The sequence below is a fragment of the Fodinicurvata sp. EGI_FJ10296 genome (assembly GCF_040712075.1).
In the GTDB taxonomy this organism is placed as follows: domain Bacteria; phylum Pseudomonadota; class Alphaproteobacteria; order DSM-16000; family Inquilinaceae; genus JBFCVL01.
The window spans coordinates 152,577-178,191 of record NZ_JBFCVL010000008.1 but is presented as its reverse complement, the minus strand read 5'-3'; the positions used below and the strand labels follow the sequence as shown (position 1 = coordinate 178,191).

Sequence of the window (25,615 nt, the reverse complement as noted above, 5' to 3'; positions counted from 1 at the left end):
GGCTCGTGCTTATGGCGTCAGTCGTAGAACGCCTGCTCGCCCAGCAGCGCTTTGCGAAAGCGGTTCTTCAAATGTGCGCCTTCGCTGGGCGGCAGCACGAGCGGCAGCTTTTCCGGATCGACCTTGACCGTTGCGAACAACGTACCGCTCGTCTCCCGCGCCGCCTTGCACAAGGCATCCACACCGGCGTCGTCGTTGACGGACAGAACACGTGGAATGCCGGCGCCTTCGGCCATTCTGGCAAGGTCGACGCCGTATCCCGTGTGGGTGCGCTGCATGCCGGTTTCGCCGTAATGTTCGTTGTCGATGACCACGATCGACAGATTGGCCGGTGCCTGAACGGCGATGGTCGCGAGCGAGCCCAGCCCCATCAGCATTTCGCCGTCGCCGGTGACGACGAGGACGCGGCGCGCGGGCTGCGCCAGCGCCAGCCCCAGGCCCATCATGGCGGCACCGCCCATGGCGCCCCAGAGCGGCAGGGACAGGTCGTGATCGCCGGCGGCGGTGATGTCCCAGGCGGTCGAGCCGAGACCGGCGACAACGAGCATGTCCTGGCGGTCGGCCAGCAGGTTTTCGACGACCGCCCGCCGCCGAAGTTTTCCGTTCGATGCAGTCATTTCGTCAACTCTCTGAAATCCTTGGCGCCGATGACCCGCTGTCCGATCAGCGTGGCTGCGGATCGACAGGTATTGAAAGCGATCTTGAGCGTGGATTCGACCGTTTCCGCCACGTCGCCGGGCCGATCGGCACGCTGGACAAAGACATTCATGCTTTCCAGGCTGGGTCGGGTCGCCGCGCCCATATACACCTGCATCGGGTTGAACTCGCCCCAATCGCCGCGCATCGTGACCAGCATCAGCAGCGGAAACTGATAGGTATTGGGCAGCGACAGCATGTTGATGCAGTTGCCGACGCCGCTGCTTTGCATCAGCAGAACGCCGCGCTGTCCGCCCAGCCACGCGCCGCCGAGCAGCGCGATGCCTTCTTCCTCGGTCGTCAGCCTGACCACCGTCATGTCGGGATCGGCTTCGCAAAGGCGGATCAATCGCGAATGTCCGGCATCCGGCACGATCGCGACCTGTTTTATGTTGTGGGATTTCAGAATACCGAACACGGCATCCGGCCAGTTTTCGGTATGCGCGTCGGCAGTGGGGGTGCTGTCCATTCGGGCCCTCGTCATCCGGGGAATCGTCTTTTGATGGGGCCATGATGGGGGATTGCCGCCGATCCGGCAACGAAACACGCTCGATCGTATGAATTTTACAGGTCTTGCCGCCGGGTCGGCCTAGTTCGCGGACGCGTCGATCGGGGGTTTCGGTGCCGCAACGACAGCTGAAAAATAGAAGTCGAGCATCGAGTCGAGCGGTGCCGGGTCGCGCCAGAGGCGGCTGCGCAGTGCAGCGCCCTCCCAGCAATTCAGCATCAGATTCGCCATGTGAACCGGATCCGCGTGGGGCGGCAGGTCGCCGGCCGCCTTTGCCTCTTCCATGCAGGCGGCGATCCGTGTGCCGATCGCGCTCAGGCACGCCTCGATCTTTTCCTGAAAGACCGGGCTTACGCCGGAAAGCTCCTGGCCAAGCCCGCCGAGCATGCAGCCGAGATAGCCGTCGTCGCGATACTTGTCGCGCGTCGCCTCGAAGAACTTGCGCACGCGGTCGAGCGGCGGCAGGGAGGGGTCGCCCAACGTCCCGTCGAGACCGTTGTGGACCTCGTCCATGTACCGGTCGATCACCTGGAGGGCGAAATCCTCCTTGCTGGCGAAGTGATGATAGAACGAACCCTTCGGCATGCCCGTCTCCTTGAGCACGGCCTGGATGCCGAGATCGTTGTAGCCGTGACGCAGAAGCATGCTCAGCCCCGCATCGAGCATGCGTTCCCTGGTCGAATCGCTCATCGATTATATTTCCGGTTCATGATGCTTCAGGACCGAACATCGGCCGCCGGATGCACAAGGTCAAGGTCGGTCCAATCAACGCGAGGCGGCTGCGGCACCGGCGCCCGGCTGGGCACCGGTGCGCCGTCGGTCAGTGCTTGTGCTCGGGCGGCGAGAAGAGGATCAGTTCTACGCGCTCGTTGCCTTCGACATGGGCGTCATGGCCGGGCGGGATCTCGAAAAAATCGCCGGGCGCGATCGTTGTGCTCGCTCCGCTATCGAGCATGCGAACGACCAGTGTGCCGGAGATGCAATAACCGGTGTGGTGCATCGGGCAGGTGTCCGGGTTGCCGAGCAGAGGCTTCTCGTCCTTTTCCCAGGTCCAGCCCGGCTCGAACACGGCGTGCATGCCGGTCGCGCCGGTTCCCATATTGATGATGGCGATGCCACCGCGTTCTTTCATGTCGAGCAGGTCGTCGGGTTTCTCAAAACGCCGGGTCTCGATTGCTGTAACCATGACATCATCTCCACTCTGCTTTCTGAATGGTAGAAAATCGCGGAGGCAGCGGACCTCTTCGCGACGAATAGACCGGTCGGTCTAATTTTAGTTTGGCATGAGCTAGGGGGTGCGTCAATCCGGCAATACGGTCGTCACCGACCTCGGCTGGCCCCGGTCCGGACGACGGTGCGGTATCCGGCCCGGACGGCCACCATCCAGACAACGAGTGACAGCGTGACGTAAAGGGCTGCGCGGTCCGTATGGCCTGTCTGGGCCAGCCGGATGGTCTCCAGGCTGAAGATCGAAAATGTGGTGAAGCCGCCGCAGAATCCGGCGACGAGGAATTGCCGCAGCGCCGGCGATGCCGGAAATCGTGCGCCATCGGCGGTTGCGGCGGCTATGGCGCCGATCAGAAAGGCGCCGAGCCCATTGACGCCAAGTGTCGTCCAGGGAAAGGCGCCCGGCGCGGTGGCAAAAGCGACGGCGCAGGCATGGCGCGCCACGGCCCCGAGCGCGCTGCCGGCGCCGACGGCGGCATAAAGCCTGATGGCGGAGGAAACAGGGATGCGTCTCATGGGCCGCCGATCATCAGGCTGCCGATTTTCAGGCCGGCGGCAGCGGCAATCAGGCAAAGCCCGACAGACAACCCGGCATTCGCGATGGCGGCGCCGACCCGTCCCGATTGGCCCAGCGACAGGGTTTGCAGGGCGAAAGTGGAAACGGTCGTGAAGCTTCCGATAACGCCGACGAACAGAGCATCGGCCAGCATGCCGCCTCCGGCCGACAAAGCCCAGCCGACGCCGATCGCCGCCGAACCGGTGACATTGACCACCAGCGTCCCCCATGGAAACCGCGCGCCGGTGCGGCGGTCGAAGGCCGATGCGACAGCGACCCGTCCGATACCGCCGACCGCGCCGCCGGCGGCAATCAGGGCGAATTGAATCAGGGTTTGGCTCATGCGGGCTCTGTCAGGTGTTTGTCGGCCGGGTCTCGTGTCGTGCTACTGGGTCGTATCATTGGCGCGGGCGCGCGGCCAGCGGGGACATGAACCCCGGTGCCGCTTGTGGTACCGTCGCATTCGACTTTACAGGATCAGGGTTGGAGGAAAGGAACCTCATGGACAGGGTCGAATGCGTCGTCGTCGGGGCCGGCGTCGTTGGTCTGGCAATTGCCCGCTCCCTGGCCGAGTGCGGCCGGGAGGTGGTCGTTCTCGAAGCCGCCGATGCCATCGGCACCGCGACATCGTCGCGCAATTCCGAGGTCATTCATGCGGGCCTCTATTATCCGACGGGCAGCGCGAAGGCCCGGCTGTGCGTCGAAGGCCGCGAAGACCTTTATGCCTATTGCGCCGAACGCGCCATCGGCCATCGGCGTTGCGGCAAACTCGTCGTTGCCGCTGACGAGACGGATCTCGACTATCTGACCGGGCTGCGCCAGCGGGCGATGGCCAACGGCGTCACCGATGTCCGGTTGATCGACGGCGACGAGATGCGCGCGATGGAGCCGTCCCTCGCCGGTGTCGGCGCGCTGTTGTCGCCGTCGACCGGGATCATCGACAGCCACGGCCTGATGCTCGCCTATCAGGGCGACGCCGAAGCGGCCGGCGCCATGATCGCGTTCAACACGCCCGTTATTCGCGGCGAGGCGGGGGATGCCGGCATCGTCCTGGAAACCGGCGGCGAAAGCCCGATGCAGATAGTGGCGGATACGGTGATCAACGCCGCCGGCCTGGGCGCCTGGTCGGTGTCGGGCCGGATCGCCGGGGTGCCCGGCCGAACCATCCCGAAAAGGCATCTGGCCAAGGGAAACTATTTTTCGCTGGCCGGACGGTCGCCGTTCTCGCGCCTTATCTATCCGGTGCCCGAGCCCGGCGGTCTCGGCGTCCACCTGACGCTGGATCTTGGCGGCCAGGCGCGGTTCGGCCCGGATGTCGAATGGCTGGACGCGGATCATTCCAATGCCGACGGGCTCAGCATCGATTATGATGTCGACCCGGCGCGATCCGAGCGTTTCCACGCCGCGATCCGGCGCTATTGGCCGGACCTTCCGCAATCGGCGCTGGAGCCGGCCTATAGCGGGGTTCGCCCCAAGATCGCCGGACGAGGCGAGGGGCCGGGCGATTTCGTTATTCAGGGACCGGACGAGACCGGCGTGCCCGGCTATGTCGCGCTGTATGGCATCGAATCGCCCGGACTGACGGCCAGTCTGGCCATTGCCCGTCATGTTGCGGCATTCGCCGGGAAGGCCGGGGACTGACGGGACAAGGGTTGTGCCGCCGCCCTTAAGGGCGGCGAAATGCCGCTTGATCGGCAGCTTGGCCCCGTACCATGATGAACGCACCCCACCTTGAAAAATGAATGTCGCAATATGCGCAGAGGGTGTGTGGGCCATGGGTGATCCGTTCGAGTTCTCCGCAACACGTCGGGGGTTTCTGGGGCTGGCCGCAGGGGGTGCGGCGTTCGCCGCTCTTGCGCCGGAAGGGCGGGCCCAGCGCGTCGCAACGCAAGCGCGCATCGTCATCGTTGGTGCCGGGGCCGGTGGAACCGCCATCGCCAACCGCCTGGCCGCCCGATTGGATGGAGCCGAGATCACCATCCTCGACGGACACCGGGTGCATTGGTATCAGCCCGGCTTCACCCTGATCGCCAGCGGCCTGAAGCCTGCCTCCTATTCGATCAGCGAAACGGGGGCGTGGCTGCCGGGCGCGGTGCGCTGGATTCAGGATTTTGCCGCCGAGATCGATCCCGAAGCGAACAGCGTCACGACAACCGGCGGCGAGCGCCTTGACTACGATTACCTGATTGTTGCCACGGGTCTGTCCCTCGACTGGGGTGCGGTGGAGGGGTTTTCCCTCGACATGGTCGGCGAGAACGGAATCAGTGCGCACTACGCTGGCCCGGATTATGCCGAGCGGAGTTGGCGTGCGCTCGACCGCTTCACCGATCAGGGCGGTATTGGCCTGTTCGGCCGACCGGCGACCGAAATGAAATGCGCAGGCGCGCCGCTGAAAATCACCATGATCGCGGAAGACATTGCCACCCGCAAAGGCACGCGCTCAGGCACGCAGTTCGTTTACAATGCGCACAACCCGTCGCTGTTCGGGGTGCCCATCGTCCATCATCGCCTGCGCCAGATCTTCGATGAACGCGGGATCGAGACCCGCTACGACCATGTGCTGAGGGCCATCGATGCGGAGCGAAAGGTAGCCACATATGCAACGCCCGACGGCGACGTTGAAACGGATTATGATTTCATCAACGTCATTCCTCCCCAGCGCGCGCCACAGGTGGTTCGCCAATCCGGCCTGAGCTGGGCCGACCGCTGGACCGATCAGGGCTGGCTCGATGTTGACATGGCGACCCTGCGCCACAACCGCTATGCCAATGTATTCGGTATCGGCGACATCAACGGCGTGCCGAAAGGCAAGACGGCCGCCAGCGTCAAATGGCATTTGCCCGTGGTCGAGGATCACTTGATCAGTGAAATTCAGGGCCGCGAAGGGACTCGGCAGTTCAACGGCTATACGTCGTGCCCGATGATTACCCGGATCGGCCGCGCGATGTTGATCGAATTCGACTATAACGACAACCTCGTCCCCTCTTTTCCCGGCGTCGTTGCGCCCCTGGAAGAGCTGTGGATTTCCTGGCTGATGAAAGAAGTGGCCTTGAAGGCGACCTATAACGCCATGCTGCGCGGTTTGGCCTGAGGAATGCCTGAAGAGAAAGGGGGAGCAGACCGATGGAAGAGTTCAGCCTGCGCACGATTCTGGCCGTTTTCGAAGAGATCTTCGGGCGCGGCCTGTTCTGGGCGATGGTTGCCGCAGCCGCCGTGGTCACCGCAGCCTGGATCTATGTGCTGATCCGCGACCGGTCGATGTCGATGCGCAAATACCTGATTGCACAGATTTCCATGCCGTTCGGTGCCGTCGCGGCGGTCGCCTTCGTGCTGTGGATCACCAATTCCAGCCTGCGCGATCTGGGTGGCGCGATCGATTGGATCGTCATGCTGGGTGTGGCCGCCATGGGCGCGATCGGCCTATCGATCCTGGTTTATGTCGTTCAATCACTGGGCCGTGGCCACCAGCCCAGGGCATGAATGCGGCGGCGCCAAACATCGCGCCATGACAAAATCAGTGGCCGCCGCGCCGGGGCCGTTTCTGTCTGGCGGATCGCAAGGTTTTTGCCAACGGCGTTCGGGCCAGCAGCATCGCCAGAAACGCGACTGTCAGCACCAGCGAGATGGGATTGACGAAGAACGCCGCGAAAAAGTCTCCGAGGTCGTCGCGCGCGTATTGCATTGATCGGCGGAACGAGCGCTCCATCAGCGGCCCCAGGATGACGCCCAGAATGATCGGGCCGACGGGGTAACCGTAGATCTTGAAGAAATAGCCCAGAACCCCGAAGCCCAGCATCAGATAGACGTCGTAAATGTTGTTGTTGATCGTGTAGGCGCCGACCATTGAAAGCACGATGATGATCGGAATGAGGATTCGTTTCGGAACTTCGACGATGCGGGTGAACAGCCGAATGCCGGTCAGGCCGAAAATCAGCAGGAAAATATTGGCCAGCGTCAGCGTGCCGACGGTGAACCAGAACAGGTGGGGGGTCTGCGTCATCAGCAGCGGCCCGGGCTGCAGACCGTGGATGAAAAGCGCGCCGATGATCACGGCGGTCACGGCGTCGCCGGGAACGCCCAGCGTCAGCATCGGAATGAAGGCACCGCCCACCGCTGCACTGTTGGCCGATTCTGGCGCCACGAGACCCTCGTATGCGCCGGTTCCGAACGGTCGCGTGGGATTTCGGACCGACCGCTTGGCGTCGCCATAGGCCAACAGCGACGCGATATCGCCGCCGGCGCCGGGCAGCATGCCGATGAACGCGCCAATGGCCGACGACCTGATCGACAGCGGAATGAAACGCCGGACGATGGACCAGGAGGGGATGATCCGCGAGACGTCCTGCTTGATTACCGGCGCGTTCAAGGTGCGGATCTGGAACAGGGCTTCGGCCACGCCGAAGAACCCGATCATGGCGACGACGAAATGGACCCCGTTCAGCAGATAGACATTGTCGAAGGTAAACCGCTGCGTCGCGGTCATCGGATCCATGCCGATGGTGCCGATCATGACGCCGAGGGCGCCGGCGAACAGCCCCTTGGCCATCGAGGTGCCCGACAGGCTGGCGACCAGCAGCAAGCCGATCAGGGCCAGGATCAGATAGTCGCGCTGGGCGAACATCAGGGCGAACTGCGACAGGGCGGGGGCGCCGACCGCCAGAATGACGACGCCAAAGACGCCGCCGATGGCCGAAACGACGGTACTGATGCCGATCGCCTGACCGGCTTCGCCGCGCCTTGCCAAAGGGTATCCGTCGAAAGCTGTCGCGACCGCGGCCGGCGATCCGGGGATGTTGAGCAGGACGGCGGAACGGGCGCCGCCGTAGACACCGCCGCAGAACACGCCGACGATCAGCGCCAGGGCCGCGTTGACGTCCCACGAGAAGGTGAACGAAATCAGGATCGACACCGCCATCGTCACCGACAGACCGGGAATCGCGCCGACATAGATGCCGAAGAACACGCCGGCGGCGGCCGTGCCCAGCAGCATCGGATCGGTCCAGGCCATGAAGAAATAGCTGAGGGCGGACCCGTCCATCGTGGCTCACTGTGCTAATTGGGGGCGCTGGAGGTGCAGCGTCAGGGTAGTCGGACCTGAAAGAAGGTCTCGAAGGCGGCATAAATCGCGACCACGCACAGCAGGGCGATCGCCGTTGCCTGAACAGGCCGGCCCCGCTGCAGGAACCAGATGGTGGCGGCGACGAACACCAGCGAGGCCGGATAAAAGCCGGTATAGCCGATCGCGACGACATAGGCGAACAGCAGCATCAGGACCCCGATCAGGTCGATCGACAGCAGAGGCGCAGAGGTGTCCGCGCCGTAGGCGCTGGCCCCAGTGCCGCTGTCGGTCGCGCTATCGGGCTCGCCTGACGTTTTGAGCCCGCCAGCATCACCGGTTCGCTGGCCCACCAGCGACCGAACGGCAACGAAGCCGGCTGTCAGCACCATCGCCGCCGTTGAGATCAGCGGGATCGAGCCTGCGGAGTCCCAGTTGCCGATGCCGTCGATGCCGTAGGCCTCAGCCGACAGGAATATTGCGGCGGCGAGCAGGAGTAGCGAAAAGACGGCTTCGCCGCGTTGTGCCATGAACCAACTCTCGTTCGGCTGTTCGACCGGATTCGACGGTACCGGGACAGCTTGTAAAGCTGCCCCGCAGTGCCGGTGCGTCCAGATCAGGGGCCCTTATTACGGACGAGGTATGTCGAACTCTTCCGGCGAGACCTCGGTGGCGCCCTGCTCGTGCATCAGCCAGGTCGTGGTTGACTGCCAGTTGTCCAGATACTCACGAGCTTCCTCGCCGCTGAGATCGAGGATCACGGCGCCGAAATCATTGATGAAACTCTGAAATTCCGGATTATTGACGCCTTCGGAAAAGGCCTCGGCCAGAGTATCGACCGTCTCGGTCGGCGTATCGGCATGGACGAAGACACCATAGAACGGTCCCCATGGCAGGTAGCGCTCGAATTCCGGATAGATATCCGTGATCGGCGGTGCGTCCATACCTTCGATCGGTTCCTCGGCAACGACGGCGAGCGCGCGGACAGCGCCAGCCTCGATCGTGTCGCGGGCCGCCGTCAGTCCAACGGTCATGAAATCAAGGTGGCCGCCCTGAAGATCGGTCAGCCCCGGGCCTTCGCCATCGAACACGACGGCATTGAACTCGGTGCCGGTGATGCTCTGCATCATGGCGTCGATGACGTCGGTGATGCCGCCCGGGCCGGTCGAGCCCATGGTGATGCCGCCGGGGTTTTCCTGGGCCGCAGCGACCAGATCTTCCAGCGTTTCGTAGGGCGAGTCCGGATGCGTCACGATCACCGCCGGCCCCTGGGCGATGATGCTGACCGGCTCGAAATTGCGGTAGTCGAGGTCTGACAGACCCAGAACCCGGTATAGTTGCGGGTTTTCCGCGCCGTAGAGCAGGTTATAGCCATCCGCCGGCTGGGAATGGACATACTGCGTCGCGATCGCCCCAACACCGCCGGTCCGGTTCTGAAGCACGATATCCTGCCCCAGGGCGTCTTCGACATGAGGCGTCAGGGCGCGGGCGACATTGTCGGTCGCGCCGCCTTCGCCCCACATGATCGCACCGCGCAACTCGCGCTCCGGAAACTCGGCCATGGCGGCGGGTGCTGCGGCGACGAGCGCGATCGCGGCTGCGGAAACGAGATATTTCACGATGGGTCTCCCTAAAGGCATTTCTTGATTCGACGAGTGCTTCGTCGCCCGGTTCCGTCACCCGAGGCGCGGAAGTGTACAGCGCATGGCCTGCCTGACAAGCAGTCATTCACAAACGAATTGTCTGGAACAAACGAACCATTCGGCAAAAGCGACCGACCAGGCATGATCGACCCACTGGGGCGGATCGGTGACCGTGCCTGCCGATTGTGCAAAAGCTCAAACCAGGTATTAACGATTTATCTCTAGATTGACCTTATGGGCTGGACGCCACCCTTGAGGGAATTGGCGGTATAGGTCTGCGCAAGGGGATATGAGTGGGGCTGTTCGATCATCTCAGAGATCAGGTGTTTCCGCTAAGGCGCGCTTCCGATGTGGTTCAGAAGGCCGTGGAAGCCGACCAGAGCCGGAGCGAGATTCTGGTCGGCTGGTCGCAAATGATTCTGCTGGCCGGGTTCGCCGTGCTGTATTCGGTCGGATCGAGACAATCGGTAGTCGAATCCGACTTTCAGCCGGTGCCCTGGGCGCTGGCCGCGTATCTCGTGTTTACGGTCATCCGTCTGGCGCTCGCCTATCGGGGCCGTTTGCCGGGTTGGTTTACGGTGCTGTCCGTGGCGGCGGATATGCTGTTGCTGCTCGGGCTGATCTGGAGCTTCCATATCCAGTATCAGCAGCCGCCGGCCTTTTCCCTGAAGGCCCCGGAGTTCTTCTTTATCTTCATTTTCATCGCCCTGAGGGCATTGCGGTTCGATCCGCGCCATCTGGTGATCACGGGGTTGACGGCCGCCGCCGGCTGGGCGGCACTGGTGGGATATGCGTTGCTGAACAATGCCGGTGAAGCCGGACGGACGCGAGATTATGTCGTTCACCTGACCTCGAATAACATTCTGATCGGCGCGGAGGTCGGCAAGATCGCCACCATACTGGCGGTGACCCTGGTGCTGGCAGTCGCAGTCTCACGCGGGCGCGGGCTGGTGGCTCATCAGATTTCCACCGCGCGGGATAACGCCGATCTTTCATCCGCGCTGCTGGCGACCCGCGACCGGCACCGGCTGGTGATCGAAGGCTCGCGCGATGGTATATTCGACGTCGATTTCAGAACCGGGGACCGCTATTTTTCGCCGCGGGCCCATGAATTGCTCGGCCTGACCGAGGGCGATCTGGCCGAGATCAAGGCCGATATACTGCCCTGCCTGGTACCGGAGGACGAATTCGCTCTGGCTCGGGCGTTCGAGGAAGCGGTCGTGGGCGGCAAGGACGTCTTTGATTGCGAGCTTCGACTCCGGTCGGCCCTGGGCACGGTTCTCTGGGGCGATATTCGTGCCGCGATCGTTTATGACGGCAGTGGCGAGCCCTATCGCATCGTAGGGTCGGTGGGCGACATCACCGAACGCAAACGCTACGAAGAACAATTGGTCAACGATGCCTTGCGCGACCGTCTGACGGGGCTGGCCAATCGCACGCTGCTGATCGAACGGCTTCGCCATCTCATGCAGCGCAATCGATCGTTTCTGGTGCTGTCGATGGATATCGACAATTTCAAGACGATCAACGACAGCCTGGGCCATACCATCGGCGACGAGATGCTGACCGCGGTCGGCCAGCGACTTGAGCGCATCGCGGGACCGGACGACACCGTCGCGCGCCTGGGCGGCGACGAGTTCGTCGTCCTTGCCGAGCGGGTCGATCCGATGGCGGCGGCTGAAGATCTCGCGTCGGTCGTGCGCGCCTCGCTGGCCGAACCGATGACGCTGCACGGTCAGACGGTTTCCTGCATGTCGTCCATCGGAATCGTGGTGCCGACCGAGCCGGATCTGTCGCCCGAAGACATCCTGCGTGACGCCGATCTCGCCATGTACCGCGCGAAGGCCGAGGAACGCGGAAGTCATGCGGTGTTCGAAAAGACGTTGCGCGCGGCTGCTCATCAGCGCCTTCGGATCGAAAGCGAATTGCGCGACGCGCTGTCGCGCCGCGAACTGTTTCTCGTCTATCAGCCGATCGTCGATGTCGCGAGCCGCGATCTGGTCGGTTTCGAGGCACTGCTGCGCTGGCGCCACCCCGAACGGGGCATCATCTCGCCAGCCGATTTCATTCCGATCGCTGAAGAGACTGGCCTGATCGTGCCAATCGGCCGATGGGTGATCGAGACGGCGACCCGGAAACTGGCCGAATGGCTGAGCGGTGACGGGATTCCGCCGCTGTTCGTGACCGTCAACGTGTCCGCTCGCCAGTTCGAGCGTGGGGCAGGATTGGCCGAGACCGTGGCGACTGCGGTCAGGCAGGCGGGATTGCCACCCGCGCAGCTCAAGCTCGAAGTGACCGAAAGTCTTGCGGCCCAGAATCCCGAGACCGCGACCGCCATGCTGGAAGAGCTGGGCGATCTCGGGGTCCGGCTGGCGATCGACGATTTCGGTACGGGTTACTCGTCGCTGAATCAATTGCACAAACTGCCGTTCCATACCCTGAAGATCGACCGGTCGTTCGTCTCGCGCATTGGTCAGGACATCGAAGGCAGCGACATTGTCGACGCTATCGTCGACATCGCCCGGCGACTGAGCATGGACGTCGTCGCGGAAGGTGTCGAAACCGATGCCCAGCGGGCCTATCTGGTTTCGATCGGCTGTTTGTACGCGCAAGGCTATCTGTTCGCGAAACCACTGGGCGTCGATGAAGCCGATCGGCTGGTACGCCAGGCCAAGGCGGCGTAGGAACGCGTGGCCGATATCTGGAGCTTGAAGCAGCGAACCGGGTGCATGCGGATCGAGGCCCCTGATCGGTGTCAGGGGCGATCAGGGTGGGGTAAAATCTCAAGCCGATCGTCAGCCCCCTGACCGTCCCGTTTCCTGGCGAATGGACAAGGGGACAGCGCCCAAAGAATTCCCCTGCCCCGGACGCGATGCACCATGAAATGGTGCTTCGCTGATCCGGGGCCCACACTATCAGCGCTCTCGCCGAACGCGTGGACCCCGGATGACGCTTCGCGTCTCCGGGGAGGAGACAGGGGCGGATGCTGTGTTGATAAACACAGTTGCCGAGGAAGGGATAGGAAACGGATTTCGGCTTATCAAGTACAGTTGGCACTGCACCGACAATTTGTGATTTCCGTGGCCCAAGTCAGGAGCGATCAGGAGGGGAGGGCGTTGCCACCCGCCCCAATGCCCGGCGCGGTTAAACCGGGTACCGCCCCGGTCACCAGGTGAAACGAAGCCCGGCCTGTCCGCGATGGTCGGCGTAGTTGTCGCCGAGGCTGCCGTCATAGGCGGCGAACAGATCAACGTTGTCGGTGACGCCCACATCCAGCGTGACGCCCAATTCGGCGATGTCGCGCGGCAGGCCCTGACCCTGGATGGCAAAGCTGTCGCTGCCCAAAAGCGAGGCCCTGAGCGCGGTTTCCGGCGAGCCGATCTCGCGGCTCCAGGCGGCGCGGGCGGTCAGGGCGACGGTCGTGCCCGCGGCCGTGGTGCTTTCGAACCGTGTTTCCGCGCCCAGTCTGGCGCGCAGGCTGTCGCTGGTCAGCCCGTCGACCGACAGACCGGCATCGCCGCTTTCCTCGTAGCCTTCCTGACGCATGCCGATATAGCGGACGCCAACCAGCGGCGAGACGGTGAGGCCATCGGGGCCGGGCCGGAAATCGTAAGCCGCCTGGGCATCGATGTTCCAGGCGTCGGCGTGATACTCGGCCGACTGCCGGCCGAATTGGGGCACATCCCGGCTGCTGTCATAGTCGATCCGGGAATAGCTGAACGCGCCCGACAGGCGCAGATCGTCCCGTTGATAACGGCCATAGACCGCGCCGCTGTAACTCTCGGTGTCGACGCCCAGCATGCCGCCGGAGGTGACGCGGCCCTGTTCATAGCCGATCGCCGCACCGACCGAAACGGCATCGTTCACCGGCATGTCGATCCCGGCATGCAGACCGCCGGATCGGCTGTCGCTGCCGGGCATGCCGTCGGCGCTGCCCTGTCGGCCGGTCTGGCCGACGAGGCGGACCCAGCTTGCCGGGCCGTCGGCGCGGCCGGCACCTGCCGGAGCCGGTGCCTGCGCGACTTCATCGTACTCGCTACGGGCCAGCGGTTCGGCACTGGCGAACTGGATCGTGCCCGGTGTCAGGGCCGAAGCGGTCTGAGCCCCGGTTCCCCCGAACCCGCCGAAACCATTCGCCATCTGGACGAAATCCATCAGGGCGGTGGAGAACGTGACCGAAATGCCCGATGTCCCGGCCGACCGGCTGCCGCTGAGTTCTTCCAGAACGGCGGAGACCTCGTCGTCGGATAGTTTGCGGAACTCCTCGACAAAGGCCTGATAGCGCGGATCGCTCTGATCCAGGCTGTCAAGGATCGCCACCAGCCCCTGCTGATTGGCATTGCCCGCAAAAGGCCGGGCCAGCGCTTGCAAGTGAGTCATTACCGGATCCGGGGTCGTCTCCGGATCAGGTCCGGGATCTGGAACTTCCCGTAGCGCCAGGGTCAGAAAGACACGGCTATCGTCATAGCTGAGCGATGGGTCGAGAAAGGCATAATTGGCCACAACGTCGTCGAATTCACCGGTGCGGGTGGCCGCCTGCAGAATCTCGTGCGTGCCAACCACACTCTCGTCGCCGTCGGCTTCCAGGCTGATGACATCCACCGTTCCGCCCTCGATCACAGCATTGCCGTTGACATTTGTCCGGCTGGTGCCGTTGCGATCGACATGAACCCGATAGGTGGAGCCACTGTTGAACGTGGCGTTGCCATTGACGGTCATGGTGCCGCCCGGGTTGCCGGGTTCAAGAACCCCGTTCAGGGTAAGGGGACCGATGGTGCCGGTGCCGCGCAATGTGCCGTTCGCGCCGACGGTCATCGTCCCGCCCAGCCGGTTGCCGACGATCAGCGTTCCACCGTCGACGCTTGTGGCCCCCAGAAAGCCGTTGCTGTCTGCGGTCAGTCGCGTAACGCCCGCCAGATGCCTGATGTGGTGATCGGGTACGCTGCGCGGAGGGTTCAGTTCGCTGACGATCTGCGCGTCGAATTCGTAGTCATCACCGGTATGGTTAAAAACCAGTTGGCCGCTGCCGGTGTTCATCTGCAACCGATCGGCGTTCAGTGTACCGGGGGCTGACGCCGTCTGGCCGGCCATGCCGCCGATGGCGATCGTCCCGCTGCCAGTATTTTGGCGGCCGAGATCGATCGTCCCCTTTCCGTCAGCGACGGAAACCGTCGCGCCATCATCGATCCGCAAGACGCCCGTGCCCGCGTCGCCTACCACGAGGCCGCCGAAATTATTGTGCAGTGTCCATGTCGCGCCCTGACCGCTGACATTGACCTCGCCGGACCCGCCCTGCCCGATGCGAGCGCCCAGGGAGGTCAACCCGACTGTACCCGATCCGCCGGAACTGTTGATGTCCAATCGGCCAGTATGTCCATCATCTCTCCCGACCAGGACAAAGCCTGAGCCCGAATTTTCGGTAGAGTCAACTATGGCCGGAACAGCATCGGTCTGGTCGATTACGATATCCAATGTCGACTTGACATCGGGCGCACCGTGATAACCCCAGTTGTTGTCATCATTCCACGTGGTCGACGTGTTGCTGCTCCAATAGTGCGCATCCGGTGCGGCGATCGCGGGCTCCGCGGCCGAGGTGCCGGCCGCGATTGCGGCGGCGACCGGCAGGGCCATGCGGCTGCGTCGGGCTGCCCGGGTCGGCCGCCGGAATTTCACGAAGCACGTATTGTCGTCCTCGCCCGTACGTGCAGATCGGGTTGTAAATTCGTTCACTTCGCTCATTTCAGGCTGCTTTCTCGCACATGGCCCCGACATTCAGACGCAAGGCAGTGTTGGGTTCGGTCATTGGCATTCATAGGGGCCGATTTATTGAAATCTGGTAAATTCGAAGATGGCGCCTTGTATCGACATCGGGCACACGCAATATTCAGAGTCGGCGTTTGGCGGCCCCGATTCAGGGGCGGTGATCGCCGACAGCGCGCGTTCGGCCGGATGGCGCGGCGGGTCTCATACATTCATCCGGCAGCGACGAGGCGGGCTTGCGTTCACCGCGCCCGCACTGCGAAAGCAAAAATCATGGCCAAGGGTCAGAAACGCGGCAACAAGGAAATCAAGAAGCCGAAGGCGGAAAAGCCGGCGGCACCGCTTGCGGGTACCAAAGTCGATGCAGGCGCACGGACACTTTCCGCGATCAACGCGCCGAAAAAGAAGTAATTCTATAAGCAATAAATAAATGAATTTGGCGGGCGACGGCTAATCCGACGCCCGCTTTTTGCCGCGTGCCCATTAATGCCGCATGGCAACTCGTCAGTAGATATTGCCCCGCTCGTATTGCAGCGGCCACGGCGGGCCGTCGGCGTGCAGCGTTTTGGCGGCGTGCAGCGGCCAATGCGGATTGAACAGCAGAACGCGGCCGAGCAGGACGAGATCAGCCCGGCCGTTCGCCAGAATTTCCTCGGCATGCTCCGGGGCCGAGATCAGGCCGACGGCGCCGGTGGCGATATCGGCCTCGCGGCGGAGGCGTTCGGCAAATCCGACCTGATAGCCGGGATACGGTTTGACCGATTGGCGCGGATCGACGCCGCCCGAGGAGCAATCGATCAGATCGACGTCGCCGCGCGCTGCCAGGCGTTTGGCAATCGTCACCGAGGCGTCGACATCCAGCCCGCCTTCGACCCAATCGGTCACCGACAGCCTGACGAACAGCGGCAGGTCATCGGGCCATTCGGTACGCACGGCGTCCAGAACCGCATTCAGCAGCCGCATGCGGTTGTCGAGCGGACCGCCGAATTCGTCGGTGCGGAGATTGGAAATCGGCGACAGAAACGAGTGGATCAGATAGCCATGCGCGCCGTGGATTTCCAGAATCCGGAAACCGGCCTCGCGGGCCCGGCGGGCGGCGGATCGGAAGTCGTCCACGACCTGCTCGATGTCGCCGGCAGTCATTTCTCGCGGCGTCGGGGTCGCGTCGGTCTGCGCGATCGGAGACGGCGCGATGGTCTCCCAGCCGCCGTCCGACGGCGCTAACGGGCGCGTGCCCTCCCACGGCCTCGACGTCGATGCCTTGCGGCCGGCATGACCGATCTGGATCGCCGGAACCGCGCCCTGACCGTCGATGGCCGCGGCAATGCGGGCCAGCCCGTCGCGCTGGCGGTCGTTCCACAATCCCAGACACCCCGGCGTGATGCGGCCCTGGGCCGTCACATGAGTGGCTTCCACGCACACGATGCCGGCCCCGCCGGCGGCGCGGGTCAGCAGATGGGCCAGATGCCAATCGTTGACCACGCCGTCTTCCGCCGAATACTGGCACATGGGCGAGACCATGATCCGGTTGCGGGCTGTGACGGCGCGAAAGTCGATTGGCTGGAAAAGATGCGGCGACCGGTTCGGCTTCTGAATGCGGCGGTCGGTTTCGGAATTCGCGTTGGGCGGTAGCGAGCTGTTCTGGGACATGTGAAAGGTCGGCCCGGTTGGTTCATGATGGCTCCGACCATACCATCATCGGCGCCGGCGGCAACGCGATGCGTGCCGCCAACACCATTCGGCTATCGGACGCCCATCAGGATTTCCACCGTCAACTGGTCCAGCCGCTCCAGATCGACGCGCCGGCTGCCGAGCGCGTGGCGGTCGAAGGTCATCGACTTCAGCCGGGCCGCCTTGTCCGCGCTGTAGCCTTGGCCCAGCCCGTCGAGATCCGGCTCGGTCACAGTGTAGGCCCGGATCATGTCCTGGATCTCGGTGTCGGCGGCGAAACGCGCGACCTTGTCCTTCAGGATCAGGTATGTCCGCATACAACCGGCGGCAAAGGCCCAGACGCCGTCCTCGTCCTCCGTCCTCAGCGCATGGGCGTCGAAATGCCGGGGGCCGTCATAACCGCTTTCTTCCAGCAGCTTGACGGTGAAGAAAGCCGTTTTCAAATTCTCCGCGCCGAACCGCAGGTCCTGGTCGAACCGTCCCATCTTCTGGTCGTTCAGATCGACATGGAACAACTTGCCGGCATCGATGATCTGGGCCAGCGCATGGGCGAAATTCAGCCCCGCCATGGTGTCATGGGCGAATTCCGGGTTCACGCCGACCATGTCCGGCTGATCCAGCGTCGCGATGAAACCCAGCATGGCGCCGGCGGTCGGCAGGAACAGGTCGCCGCGCGGTTCGTTCGGCTTGGGCTCCAGTGCAAAGCGATAGCCGTATCCCTGGTCGTGATTGTAGTCGCACAGGAAGTTGATGGCGTCGCGGAACCGTTTCAGGCCGTCATTCATGACGCCGCCGGCATCGACCTCGGCGCCTTCGCGGCCGCCCCAGAAGACATAGGTCTTCGCGCCGAATTCCGCCCCCAGATCCATCGCCTGCATGGTCTTCTGCAGGGCATAGGCCCGCACCCGGCTGTCGGCCGAGGTAAAGGCCCCATCCTTGAACGCCGGATCGCCGAACAAATTGGTGGTGGCCATCGGCACGACCATGTTGTGGTCGCCGAGCGCCTTCTTGAAATCGGCCACGATGCGGTCGCGCTCAGCGGTGCTGGCGTCGATCGGGACGAGGTCGTTATCGTGGAAGTTGACGCCCCAGGCCCCGAGTTCGGAAAGTTTCCTGACGGTATGAACCGGGTCCATGCGCGAGCGTGTCGGCTCGCCAAACGGATCGCGGCCCGGATTGCCGACGGTCCACAGGCCGAAGGTGAACTTGTCTTCCGGTTTCGGCAGATACGCGTCCATCAGCCGTGGTCCTTCTTGTCTGTGCCTTTACCTGCAGCGGGCTCGGACCAGCGCGCGGGCAGCCATTTCTTTTCGCTGCGGCTGCTTTCGACTGTCTTCTCGATGAAGTGGACGCCCCGCGCGCCATCGCGAACAGTCGGGAAATCGAGTTCCTGGTCCGTCGGCTGGCGGCCGTCGCTCCGCGCCCGAATGGTGTCGGTGACATTGCGATAAATATTCGCGAAGGCTTCGAAGAAGGCTTCGGGATGGCCGAACGGCGTGCGCGTCAACCGGCTGGCGTCGTCGGCGACGTAAGGATTGCCGCGCTTGAACACCTGTTCCGGGGCATCGAGCGGTCGGAAATACAAATAGTTCGGGTTCTCCTGATGCCATTCCAGCCCGGCTTCGCTGCCATAGACGCGCAAGCGGAGATTGTTCTCCTCGCCGGCGGAAATCTGCGAGGCGATCAGGATGCCGCGGGCGTCGTTCTCGAAGCGCAGCAGCAGATTGCCATCGTCATCGAGCCGCCGTCCCGGCACGAAAGTCGTCAGGTCGGCGCAGATATCGGTGATGTCCAGTCCGGTCACGGCATGGGCCAGATTCTCGGCATGAGAGCCGATATCGCCGATCGCGCCGGCGATGCCGGAGCGCGCCGGGTCGGTCCGCCACTCGGCCTGCTTGGCGCCTTCGTCCTCGATCTTGCGTGCCAGCCAGCCCTGGCTGTATTCGACGATGACCTTGCGAATCTTGCCCAGCCGGCCCTCGCGCACCAGGGCGCGGGCCTGCTTGATCATCGGATAGCCGCCATAGTTATAGGTGACGGCAAAGACCGCGTCGCTCTTGTCGACAGCCTTGATCAGCTCGGCCGCCTGCTCGCCGGTTTGCACCATCGGCTTGTCGAGGACGACATTGAATCCGGCCTCGACGAACGCCTTGGCGACCGGAAAATGCATATGATTGGGCGTGACGATGCTGACGAAATCGATCCGGTCACCGGCCGGGCGGGCGAGTTCCCGCTCGATCATTTCCTCCCACGAGCCATAGTTCCGGTCGTCGGGAAGGGCCAGCGCGCGGCCGGACTCCTTGGCCTTCTCCGGCGTGGATGACAGGGCGCCGGCGGCGAATTCCGTCGTGCCGTCCATGATCGCGGCGGTGCGGTGAACGCCGCCGATAAAGGCATCCTTGCCGCCGCCGACCATGCCCATCTTCAGCTTGCGCCCCATCTTCGGTTCCATGGCGCTACTCCTTTTCGAAGGCGGCGTCGAACTGGACATCCGACGCAGGGAAATCGACGTTGCGGGTATAGGTGGCAGACTCCGTGGCGCCATGGATGCGATCCATGCCGCTGTCTTCCCACTCGATCGACAGCGGGCCCTGATAGCCGATCCGGTTGAGCGCGCGGATGATGGCCTGGAAATCGATCTCGCCCCGACCGACAGAGCGGAAATCCCAGCCCCGGCGGTGGTCGCCGAAACTCAGATGCGATGCCAGGATCGACGTCTCGCCATCGAGATTGCGGGCGGCGTCCTTCATGTGGACGTGGAAGATACGGTCGGGAAATCGGTTGATCAGCTTGACCGGGTCGAGCCCCTGCCAGATCAGGTGGCTGGGATCGAAATTGAACCCGAATGCCGGCCGACGGCCGATCGCGTCCAGTGCCCGTTCGGCGGTATGGATGTCATAGGCGATCTCGGTCGGATGGACTTCCAGCGCGAACCGCACGCCGACCTCGTCGAATACATCCAGAATCGGGTTCCAGCGGTCGGCGAAGTCCTTGAACCCGGCGTCCACGACATCCTGGCCCATGGGCGGAAAGAAATAGATCCTGTTCCAGATGCTGGAGCCGGTGAAACCGGTCACCACGTCGACACCGAGTTTTTTCGCGGCACGGGCGGTTGCCTTCATCTGTTCCGCCGCGCGGCGGCGGACGCCTTCGGGATCGCCGTCGCCCCAGATCGCGGGCGGCAGAACGCCCTTGTGACGCTCATCGATCGGGTCGCAGACCGCCTGGCCCATCAGGTGGTTGCCGATGGCGAAGCATTTCAGCCCGTTGTCGGCGAGAAGCGTCTTCAGGCGGTCGATATAGCCGGGATCGTCGTTGGCCTTGTCGACGTCGAAGTGATCGCCCCAGCAGGCCAGTTCCAGGCCGTCATAGCCCATCCGCCGCGCGGCCGGCGCCAACTCGGCGATCGGCATGTCGGCCCACTGGCCGGTGAAGAGTGTTACCGAACGTCCCATGACTGGTCGTCCTCCATGGATTGTCTCGCGGGTCACGCCGTCGGCGGCTGAAATCCGGACCGCATGGCCCGGCGGATGTCGCCGCCGCCGGACCGTGCGCGCTACCGGTGGTCGATCAGAACGGCGAGTCGGGGAAGTAGTACTGCTCGGCGTTTTCCTGCGTGATCAGCGGCGAGCCCAGGATGTATTCACCCAGCACCGGCGCGTTGGTGTAGAAGTGCAGGGCCGTCACTTCCATGGCCGTGGCGATCATTGCCGGCGGATAGAGCACGTTGACCGGTGTCAGGTCGTCACCTTCCATCACGCGCTGGATGATCTCCTTCATGCCGGCGCCGCCGACGATGAACATCTCGTCCTCGCGCTCGGCCTGACGAACCGCCTCGATGACACCGATCGCGATGTCGTCGTCCTGCGCCCAGACCGCGTCGATATTGTCGAAGCGGGACAGGAAGTCCTGCATGACCTCGAACCCGTCGTCGCGGTTCCAGTTGGCATATTCCATGCCCAGAACCTCGATGTCGGTATCCTCGATCTCGCCCATGAAGGCTTCGACCCGCTGATCGTCGATTACGGTCGGGATGCCCCGCAGGACGACGATCTCGCCGCTGCCGTCGAGCGCGTCGATCATGTACTCGGCGGAAATGCGGCCCATTTCGGGGTTGTTGCCGGCGACATAGATGTCCTCGATGCCGTCTTCCGCAAGGCCACGGTCGACCACGGTGACGAACACGCCCTGGTCGGCAACCTGACGCACCGGATCGGTCAGCGGATCGCTTTCGAACGGCAGCACCACCAGCGCATCGATCTCGTGGACGATCAGCAGGTCTTCCAGGCTGTTGGCCTGCTCGCTGGCGCTGCCGGCGGTCACAAGCACGATCTCAAGACCGTCATATTTGGCTTCGAGGGCTTCGGCGGCCTGGTTGGCGTGATAGTTGACGCCACCGGTCCAGCCGTGGGTCGCCGCCGGGATCGAGACGCCGATGGTGACGTCCTGTGCCGCTGCGGCCCCGGCCGCCAGCATCGCCGGTATCGCGACCGCTGTCGCCAGTATCGCTTTTCCTGTCATGGTGTTTCCTCCCGTTTCGTGTTTTCGATAGCCTTGGCGGGCGGGAACCGTCGACAGTCCCGTCCGGCCGTCAGCGCCGTTTGAGCCCGCCCTGCATCAGGACGGCGACGATGATGATGATTCCCTGCACGGCGCCGTTCAGATAGGAGCTGATGGCGCCCGTGAGGTTGAGGATGTTGCCGATCATGCTCAGGATGATGGCGCCGACCACGGTGCCCCAGATGCGGCCATAGCCGCCCTTCAGCAGTGTGCCGCCGATGATGACGGCCGCGATCGCCTCCAGCTCCCACATCAGGCCCGTCGTCGCCGAGGCCGAGCCCAGTCGGGGCACATAGACCATGGTCGCGATGGCGACACACAGGCCGAGCAGCACATAGGTCAGCGTTTTCGTCCGGTCGACATTGATCGCCGAATAGCGCGCCACATCCTCGTTCGATCCGATCGCGAACACCTGGCGCCCGAACCGGGTCCGGTTCAGCAGCACCGCGCCGATGGCGGCGACGGCGGCGAACACCCAGATCGGAATGGGAATGCCGAGAAATGCGTCGTAATAGACCGGCCGATAGACGCCGCGGATGCCGAAATCCAGCGATAGCGTGCCGCCGTCGGCCAGATAGGTCACCAGCGAGCGATAGATGCTCATCGTGCCCAGCGTCACGATGAAGGCGTCGATCCGGCCCTTGGTCGTGATCAGGCCGTTGATCAGGCCGGCCAGAAGACCGACCGCCAGTGCGATCAACATGCCGGCGGCGATCAGCATCCAGTTCAGGCCGATCGTGTCCATCAGGCCGTTGAGGGAGATGATCATGACGCCGGATATGAAGGCCGCCATGGATCCGACCGACAGGTCGAGCCCGCCCGCCGTGATGACGAAGGTCATGCCCACCGCGATGATCCCGATAAAGGCCGTTCGCGTCAGGACATTGGTGATGTTCGCCGGATCCAGAAAGGCCGGATTGACGATGGTGCCAAGGATGATCAGGGCGACCAGCGCAATCAACGGCCCCAGCTTCTTCAGGCTCCATGTGGCCATCGGCCGGCGAAGGGTCTCAGGCACTGACGACACGGGCATGATCCTCCGCTTTGGCGTTGTTCCGGCCTTCGAGGCCAGTGGCGTATCTGACGATGACGTCTTCGGAGATGTCGCTGCCCTCCAGAATGCCGGTGATGGTTCCGGCGTGCATGACGGCGACGCGGTTCGACAGGCCGATGATCTCCGGCAATTCGGACGAGACGACGATGCACGCCTTGCCGGCCTCGACCAGCCGTTTGATCAGGAAATAGATGTCGCGTTTCGTTCCGACATCGATCCCGCGGGTGGGTTCGTCGAGGATAATGATGTCGGGGTCGATTTCCATGATCTTGGCCATGGCCAGCTTTTGCTGGTTGCCGCCGGACAGCGACGCCACCAACATGTCGTCCGATCCGGCGCGAATATCGTAAGTCTTGACCGCGCGTGACAGAGCCTCGCGCTCGGCCTGGAAGTCGATGAACGGCTTGCAATACCGATCCAGCGCCAAAAGGGTCAGGTTCGGGCGCATGGTCATCCGGACCAGCAGGCCTTTGCCTTTGCGGTCTTCGCTGAGATAGACGATGCCGTCGTTGACGGCGTCGGCATAGCGCGAATACCCGACCGGTCGGCCATTGCGCTCGATCGTGCCGCCCAGTCGCCGACGCAGGCCGACCAGTCCCTCCATCAGTTCGGTGCGCCCGGCGCCGATCAGTCCGGCAAATCCCAGAATCTCGCCGCGGCGCAACTCGAAACTGGCGTCATGGATGCCGCCTTCGACCGAGATGCCGCGCGCGCTGAGCACGATATCGGCGTCGTCGGCGATGGGCGGTTTTTCAGGGTACATCTGAGTGATGTCGCGGCCGACCATAAGGCTGGCCATGGCGTCCTGGGTCAGGCTTTCCGCCAGCTGCGTGGCAATGTGCTGTCCGTCGCGCAGGACCGTGACACGGTCGGCGATGGACTTCACCTCGTCCAGCTTGTGAGAGATATAGACGATGCCGACGCCCTGCGCCTTGAGCTTGCGCATCAGGGTGAAAAGCGACCGGGCTTCGTTGGGTGTCAGAACGGCGGTCGGTTCGTCCATCACCAGGAAGCGGACATCGTGGGTGATGGCCTTGGCGATTTCCACCATCTGGCGGTCGGATACCGGCATGTCGCGGACCCGCGTGTCGGGGTCGACGCGGCAATCGAGTTCGAGCAAGGCCTCGCGGGCGGCGTCGCGCATCCGGCGTTTATCGATGAACGGCGTGTTGCGCCACTGCAGTTCCCGGCCGAGAAAGATGTTCTCTTCCGCGGTCAGATGGTCGGCCAGGTTGAACTCCTGGTGGATCAGGACGATGCCGTGGGATTCCGCCGTGGCGGTGTTGCGCAATCTGACGGTTTCGCCGTCGACGACCAGTCGTCCCTGAGTCGGCTGTTCGATTCCGCTCAGGATCTTCATCAGCGTGGATTTGCCGGCCCCGTTCTCGCCGATCAGGGCATGGATCTCGCCGGACGCGATATCGAAATCGACGCCGTGCAGAACCCGGACATCGCCGAATTCCTTTACGATTCCCTGCATGGCGATCGTGTGACCAGCCATTCGCCGTTTCCCCCGGTATCGACGGCGCGTTGACCCCGCCGTCGTTTTAATTGACTATCAAATTAATTCTGTGGTGCCTATGGTGCGATGTCAAGTTAATCAAGGATGCCATGAATTGTCTTCGTCGACAGAGATGCCACCGTAGATACCGGGTCCGATACCAGCGGCCCGTCGGTTCGGCATGACGAAGCCGCGCAACACGGCCATGATCCGGCGGCTGAACACGGCGCGGATCTTTCAGGCCGTGCAGCGATCACCGCTCGCGTCGCAACGGGACGTCCACACCCTGACCGGGGTCGACAAGGCGACGATTTCAGCCGTGGTTGCGGACCTGGAAGCGGCCGGACTGCTGGAACGCGTGCCCCGCGCGGGACGCCTCGGCCAACGCAGTGTCGGGCGGCCGCAGGTGGGCTTGCGGATTGCCGCCAGCGCGGGGACCTTCATCGGCATCCGGGTCGAAGTCGCCACCACCCGTGCCGTCGTGACCAATCTCGACGGCACCGTCATTGCCGTACGGGAATGGCCGGGAGAACGCGACGTCGATGCACTGGTCGACCGCCTCGTGTCGATCATCGACGATATGGCGCCGAACGGAACGCACGGTCAGCCGCCCTGCCGCGGCATCGGTATCGGTGTTCCCGGCCTGCTCGATGAGTCGGGAAGGGTTGTGTTCGCACCCAATCTCGGCTGGCGTGACGTGCCACTTGGCGCGCGGCTTCGGCGCCGGTTGGGCCCGGTGCCGGTATTCCTGGACAACGAAGCCAACGCCGGCGCTCTGGCCGAACGCCGGTTCGGTGTGTGCCAGGATTCGCGCACATTCCTGTTCGTTACCGGGCATTCGGGCGTCGGCGGCGGCCTGTATCTGAACGGTGATCTCTATCGCGGCGGTCACGGTTATGCCGGCGAGATCGGCCACATCAAGGTCGTGGCCGGCGGACGACGGTGCGGCTGCGGGGCGCTGGGATGCCTGGATGCCTATGCGTCGGAACAGGCGATCGTGTCGATGCTTGCCGACAGGGGCATCTTGGCCCCCGATGCCGAAGCCGTGGCCGCGCGCGCGTGTCGGGGCGACCCCGAGACGCTGGCGGTGCTCGCCGAGGCGGCGGGACATCTGGGCGTGGCGATCTCCAATCTGCTGCATGTCATCGATCCGGAATGCGTGGTGCTGGCCGGAAATTTCGCGCCGATTGCGCCATTCCTGGAGATGCCGCTTGCCGCCAGCATCCAGGCGAACACCATTGCACCGATAGGCCGGCATGTCCGGGTGCTGACCTCGCCGCTGGGCGCCGACAGTGTGCCCATGGGCGGTATTGCGCTGGCGCTTGAGGGGTTCCTGACCGATGGCGGCTGGCTCAACGCCGAGGCGGAGGGGTAGGCTTCCCC

Annotated in this window: 23 protein-coding genes; 6 read left to right on the top strand and 17 right to left on the bottom strand. The window is 63.5% G+C overall.

The window, feature by feature from the left end; genetic code table 11:
• Positions 1 to 17: 17 nt before the first annotated feature.
• From ABZ728_RS18020 to ABZ728_RS17995, 6 genes are all read right to left on the bottom strand, one after another.
• Complete coding sequence (locus ABZ728_RS18020) at positions 18 to 617, bottom strand: thiamine pyrophosphate-dependent enzyme (RefSeq protein WP_366657636.1); 600 nt, start codon at positions 615 to 617, stop codon at positions 18 to 20.
• Complete coding sequence (locus ABZ728_RS18015) at positions 614 to 1,165, bottom strand: thiamine pyrophosphate-binding protein (protein ID WP_366657635.1); 552 nt, start codon at positions 1,163 to 1,165, stop codon at positions 614 to 616. Before ABZ728_RS18015 ends, ABZ728_RS18020 begins: the two co-directional genes overlap by 4 nt.
• Positions 1,166 to 1,285: 120 nt before the next feature.
• The gene (locus tag ABZ728_RS18010; protein ID WP_366657634.1) at positions 1,286 to 1,894 is read right to left on the bottom strand and encodes a TetR family transcriptional regulator C-terminal domain-containing protein; all 609 of its coding nucleotides are present in this window, start codon (positions 1,892 to 1,894) and stop codon (positions 1,286 to 1,288) included.
• 130 nt (positions 1,895 to 2,024) lie between these two features.
• Entirely contained in the window at positions 2,025 to 2,390 is a 366-nt protein-coding gene (locus tag ABZ728_RS18005) for a hypothetical protein (RefSeq protein ID WP_366657633.1), read from the bottom strand.
• A 134-nt stretch (positions 2,391 to 2,524) separates the two neighbouring features.
• On the bottom strand, positions 2,525 to 2,947 hold the full coding sequence (locus ABZ728_RS18000; protein ID WP_366657632.1) for a CrcB family protein: 423 nt from the start codon (positions 2,945 to 2,947) through the stop codon (positions 2,525 to 2,527).
• The gene (locus ABZ728_RS17995; protein WP_366657631.1) at positions 2,944 to 3,330 is read right to left on the bottom strand and encodes a CrcB family protein; all 387 of its coding nucleotides are present in this window, start codon (positions 3,328 to 3,330) and stop codon (positions 2,944 to 2,946) included. The genes ABZ728_RS18000 and ABZ728_RS17995 overlap by 4 nt, the downstream gene beginning before the upstream one ends.
• A 158-nt stretch (positions 3,331 to 3,488) precedes the next feature.
• On the opposite strand from ABZ728_RS17995, the gene ABZ728_RS17990 reads away from it, so the two are divergent.
• The 3 genes from ABZ728_RS17990 to ABZ728_RS17980 all read left to right on the top strand — a co-directional run bounded on the left by ABZ728_RS17990 (position 3,489) and on the right by ABZ728_RS17980 (position 6,467).
• Complete coding sequence (locus ABZ728_RS17990; protein ID WP_366657630.1) at positions 3,489 to 4,628, top strand: NAD(P)/FAD-dependent oxidoreductase; 1,140 nt, start codon at positions 3,489 to 3,491, stop codon at positions 4,626 to 4,628.
• A 133-nt stretch (positions 4,629 to 4,761) separates the two neighbouring features.
• Positions 4,762 to 6,078: an FAD/NAD(P)-binding oxidoreductase gene (locus tag ABZ728_RS17985; protein ID WP_366657629.1), complete on the top strand. Its 1,317-nt coding sequence runs from the start codon at positions 4,762 to 4,764 to the stop codon at positions 6,076 to 6,078.
• Between the two features lie 32 nt (positions 6,079 to 6,110).
• Positions 6,111 to 6,467, top strand: coding sequence for a DUF5368 domain-containing protein (locus ABZ728_RS17980; protein WP_366657628.1), 357 nt, complete (start codon positions 6,111 to 6,113; stop codon positions 6,465 to 6,467).
• Between the two features lie 34 nt (positions 6,468 to 6,501).
• Here ABZ728_RS17980 and ABZ728_RS17975 read toward each other — a convergent pair whose 3' ends face one another.
• The 3 genes from ABZ728_RS17975 to ABZ728_RS17965 all read right to left on the bottom strand — a co-directional run bounded on the left by ABZ728_RS17975 (position 6,502) and on the right by ABZ728_RS17965 (position 9,662).
• A complete protein-coding gene (locus ABZ728_RS17975) occupies positions 6,502 to 8,025 on the bottom strand; it encodes a tripartite tricarboxylate transporter permease (protein ID WP_366657627.1) in 1,524 nt (507 codons plus the stop codon).
• Positions 8,026 to 8,066: 41 nt separating this feature from the next.
• A complete protein-coding gene (locus tag ABZ728_RS17970) occupies positions 8,067 to 8,573 on the bottom strand; it encodes a tripartite tricarboxylate transporter TctB family protein (RefSeq protein WP_366657626.1) in 507 nt (168 codons plus the stop codon).
• A gap of 99 nt (positions 8,574 to 8,672) precedes the next feature.
• Positions 8,673 to 9,662 (bottom strand): tripartite tricarboxylate transporter substrate binding protein, encoded by a 990-nt coding sequence (locus ABZ728_RS17965; protein WP_366657625.1) that lies wholly within the window; start codon positions 9,660 to 9,662, stop codon positions 8,673 to 8,675.
• Positions 9,663 to 9,979: 317 nt separating this feature from the next.
• Here ABZ728_RS17965 and ABZ728_RS17960 point away from each other — a divergent pair, with 317 nt between their 5' ends.
• On the top strand, positions 9,980 to 12,370 hold the full coding sequence (locus ABZ728_RS17960) for an EAL domain-containing protein (RefSeq protein WP_366657624.1): 2,391 nt from the start codon (positions 9,980 to 9,982) through the stop codon (positions 12,368 to 12,370).
• Positions 12,371 to 12,851: 481 nt separating this feature from the next.
• On the opposite strand, the gene ABZ728_RS17955 is transcribed toward ABZ728_RS17960, so the two are convergent.
• Complete coding sequence (locus ABZ728_RS17955; protein WP_366657623.1) at positions 12,852 to 15,425, bottom strand: autotransporter domain-containing protein; 2,574 nt, start codon at positions 15,423 to 15,425, stop codon at positions 12,852 to 12,854.
• 294 nt (positions 15,426 to 15,719) lie between these two features.
• On the opposite strand from ABZ728_RS17955, the gene ABZ728_RS17950 reads away from it, so the two are divergent.
• On the top strand, positions 15,720 to 15,857 hold the full coding sequence (locus ABZ728_RS17950; RefSeq protein WP_366657622.1) for a hypothetical protein: 138 nt from the start codon (positions 15,720 to 15,722) through the stop codon (positions 15,855 to 15,857).
• A gap of 93 nt (positions 15,858 to 15,950) precedes the next feature.
• On the opposite strand, the gene ABZ728_RS17945 is transcribed toward ABZ728_RS17950, so the two are convergent.
• From ABZ728_RS17945 to ABZ728_RS17915, 7 genes are all read right to left on the bottom strand, one after another.
• The gene (locus ABZ728_RS17945; protein WP_366657621.1) at positions 15,951 to 17,096 is read right to left on the bottom strand and encodes an NADH:flavin oxidoreductase/NADH oxidase; all 1,146 of its coding nucleotides are present in this window, start codon (positions 17,094 to 17,096) and stop codon (positions 15,951 to 15,953) included.
• Positions 17,097 to 17,188: 92 nt separating this feature from the next.
• Entirely contained in the window at positions 17,189 to 18,355 is a 1,167-nt protein-coding gene (gene xylA, locus ABZ728_RS17940; protein ID WP_366657620.1) for a xylose isomerase, read from the bottom strand.
• Complete coding sequence (locus ABZ728_RS17935; RefSeq protein ID WP_366657619.1) at positions 18,355 to 19,569, bottom strand: Gfo/Idh/MocA family oxidoreductase; 1,215 nt, start codon at positions 19,567 to 19,569, stop codon at positions 18,355 to 18,357. Before ABZ728_RS17935 ends, xylA begins: the two co-directional genes overlap by 1 nt.
• Positions 19,570 to 19,573: 4 nt before the next feature.
• Positions 19,574 to 20,572 (bottom strand): sugar phosphate isomerase/epimerase family protein, encoded by a 999-nt coding sequence (locus ABZ728_RS17930; protein WP_366657618.1) that lies wholly within the window; start codon positions 20,570 to 20,572, stop codon positions 19,574 to 19,576.
• Between the two features lie 115 nt (positions 20,573 to 20,687).
• A complete protein-coding gene (locus tag ABZ728_RS17925; RefSeq protein ID WP_366657617.1) occupies positions 20,688 to 21,638 on the bottom strand; it encodes a substrate-binding domain-containing protein in 951 nt (316 codons plus the stop codon).
• 70 nt (positions 21,639 to 21,708) lie between these two features.
• On the bottom strand, positions 21,709 to 22,710 hold the full coding sequence (locus tag ABZ728_RS17920) for an ABC transporter permease (protein WP_366657616.1): 1,002 nt from the start codon (positions 22,708 to 22,710) through the stop codon (positions 21,709 to 21,711).
• Positions 22,688 to 24,232 (bottom strand): sugar ABC transporter ATP-binding protein, encoded by a 1,545-nt coding sequence (locus ABZ728_RS17915; RefSeq protein WP_366657614.1) that lies wholly within the window; start codon positions 24,230 to 24,232, stop codon positions 22,688 to 22,690. The genes ABZ728_RS17920 and ABZ728_RS17915 overlap by 23 nt, the downstream gene beginning before the upstream one ends.
• Before the next feature lie 181 nt (positions 24,233 to 24,413).
• On the opposite strand from ABZ728_RS17915, the gene ABZ728_RS17910 reads away from it, so the two are divergent.
• Positions 24,414 to 25,607, top strand: a complete 1,194-nt coding sequence (locus ABZ728_RS17910) for an ROK family transcriptional regulator (protein WP_366657613.1) — start codon at positions 24,414 to 24,416, stop codon at positions 25,605 to 25,607.
• Positions 25,608 to 25,615: the final 8 nt, after the last annotated feature.

Bases quoted from the DNA above. Each gene is read 5' to 3' on its own strand.
- ABZ728_RS18015 (WP_366657635.1), bottom strand. From the start codon at position 1,165: ATGGACAGCACCCCCACTGCCGACGCGCATACCGAAAACTGGCCGGAT.
- ABZ728_RS17955 (WP_366657623.1), bottom strand. From the start codon at position 15,425: ATGAGCGAAGTGAACGAATTTACAACCCGATCTGCACGTACGGGCGAG.
- ABZ728_RS18005 (WP_366657633.1), bottom strand. From the start codon at position 2,390: ATGGTTACAGCAATCGAGACCCGGCGTTTTGAGAAACCCGACGACCTG.
- ABZ728_RS18020 (WP_366657636.1), bottom strand. From the start codon at position 617: ATGACTGCATCGAACGGAAAACTTCGGCGGCGGGCGGTCGTCGAAAAC.
- ABZ728_RS17985 (WP_366657629.1), top strand. From the start codon at position 4,762: ATGGGTGATCCGTTCGAGTTCTCCGCAACACGTCGGGGGTTTCTGGGG.
- ABZ728_RS17930 (WP_366657618.1), bottom strand. From the start codon at position 20,572: ATGGGACGTTCGGTAACACTCTTCACCGGCCAGTGGGCCGACATGCCG.
- ABZ728_RS17970 (WP_366657626.1), bottom strand. From the start codon at position 8,573: ATGGCACAACGCGGCGAAGCCGTCTTTTCGCTACTCCTGCTCGCCGCC.
- ABZ728_RS17935 (WP_366657619.1), bottom strand. From the start codon at position 19,569: ATGGAACCGAAGATGGGGCGCAAGCTGAAGATGGGCATGGTCGGCGGC.
- ABZ728_RS17950 (WP_366657622.1), top strand. From the start codon at position 15,720: ATGGCCAAGGGTCAGAAACGCGGCAACAAGGAAATCAAGAAGCCGAAG.
- ABZ728_RS17975 (WP_366657627.1), bottom strand. From the start codon at position 8,025: ATGGACGGGTCCGCCCTCAGCTATTTCTTCATGGCCTGGACCGATCCG.
- ABZ728_RS17990 (WP_366657630.1), top strand. From the start codon at position 3,489: ATGGACAGGGTCGAATGCGTCGTCGTCGGGGCCGGCGTCGTTGGTCTG.
- ABZ728_RS17925 (WP_366657617.1), bottom strand. From the start codon at position 21,638: ATGACAGGAAAAGCGATACTGGCGACAGCGGTCGCGATACCGGCGATG.
- xylA (WP_366657620.1), bottom strand. From the start codon at position 18,355: ATGGACGCGTATCTGCCGAAACCGGAAGACAAGTTCACCTTCGGCCTG.
- ABZ728_RS17915 (WP_366657614.1), bottom strand. From the start codon at position 24,232: ATGGCTGGTCACACGATCGCCATGCAGGGAATCGTAAAGGAATTCGGC.
- ABZ728_RS17945 (WP_366657621.1), bottom strand. From the start codon at position 17,096: ATGTCCCAGAACAGCTCGCTACCGCCCAACGCGAATTCCGAAACCGAC.
- ABZ728_RS17910 (WP_366657613.1), top strand. From the start codon at position 24,414: ATGACGAAGCCGCGCAACACGGCCATGATCCGGCGGCTGAACACGGCG.
- ABZ728_RS17980 (WP_366657628.1), top strand. From the start codon at position 6,111: ATGGAAGAGTTCAGCCTGCGCACGATTCTGGCCGTTTTCGAAGAGATC.
- ABZ728_RS18010 (WP_366657634.1), bottom strand. From the start codon at position 1,894: ATGAGCGATTCGACCAGGGAACGCATGCTCGATGCGGGGCTGAGCATG.
- ABZ728_RS18000 (WP_366657632.1), bottom strand. From the start codon at position 2,947: ATGAGACGCATCCCTGTTTCCTCCGCCATCAGGCTTTATGCCGCCGTC.
- ABZ728_RS17995 (WP_366657631.1), bottom strand. From the start codon at position 3,330: ATGAGCCAAACCCTGATTCAATTCGCCCTGATTGCCGCCGGCGGCGCG.
- ABZ728_RS17920 (WP_366657616.1), bottom strand. From the start codon at position 22,710: ATGCCCGTGTCGTCAGTGCCTGAGACCCTTCGCCGGCCGATGGCCACA.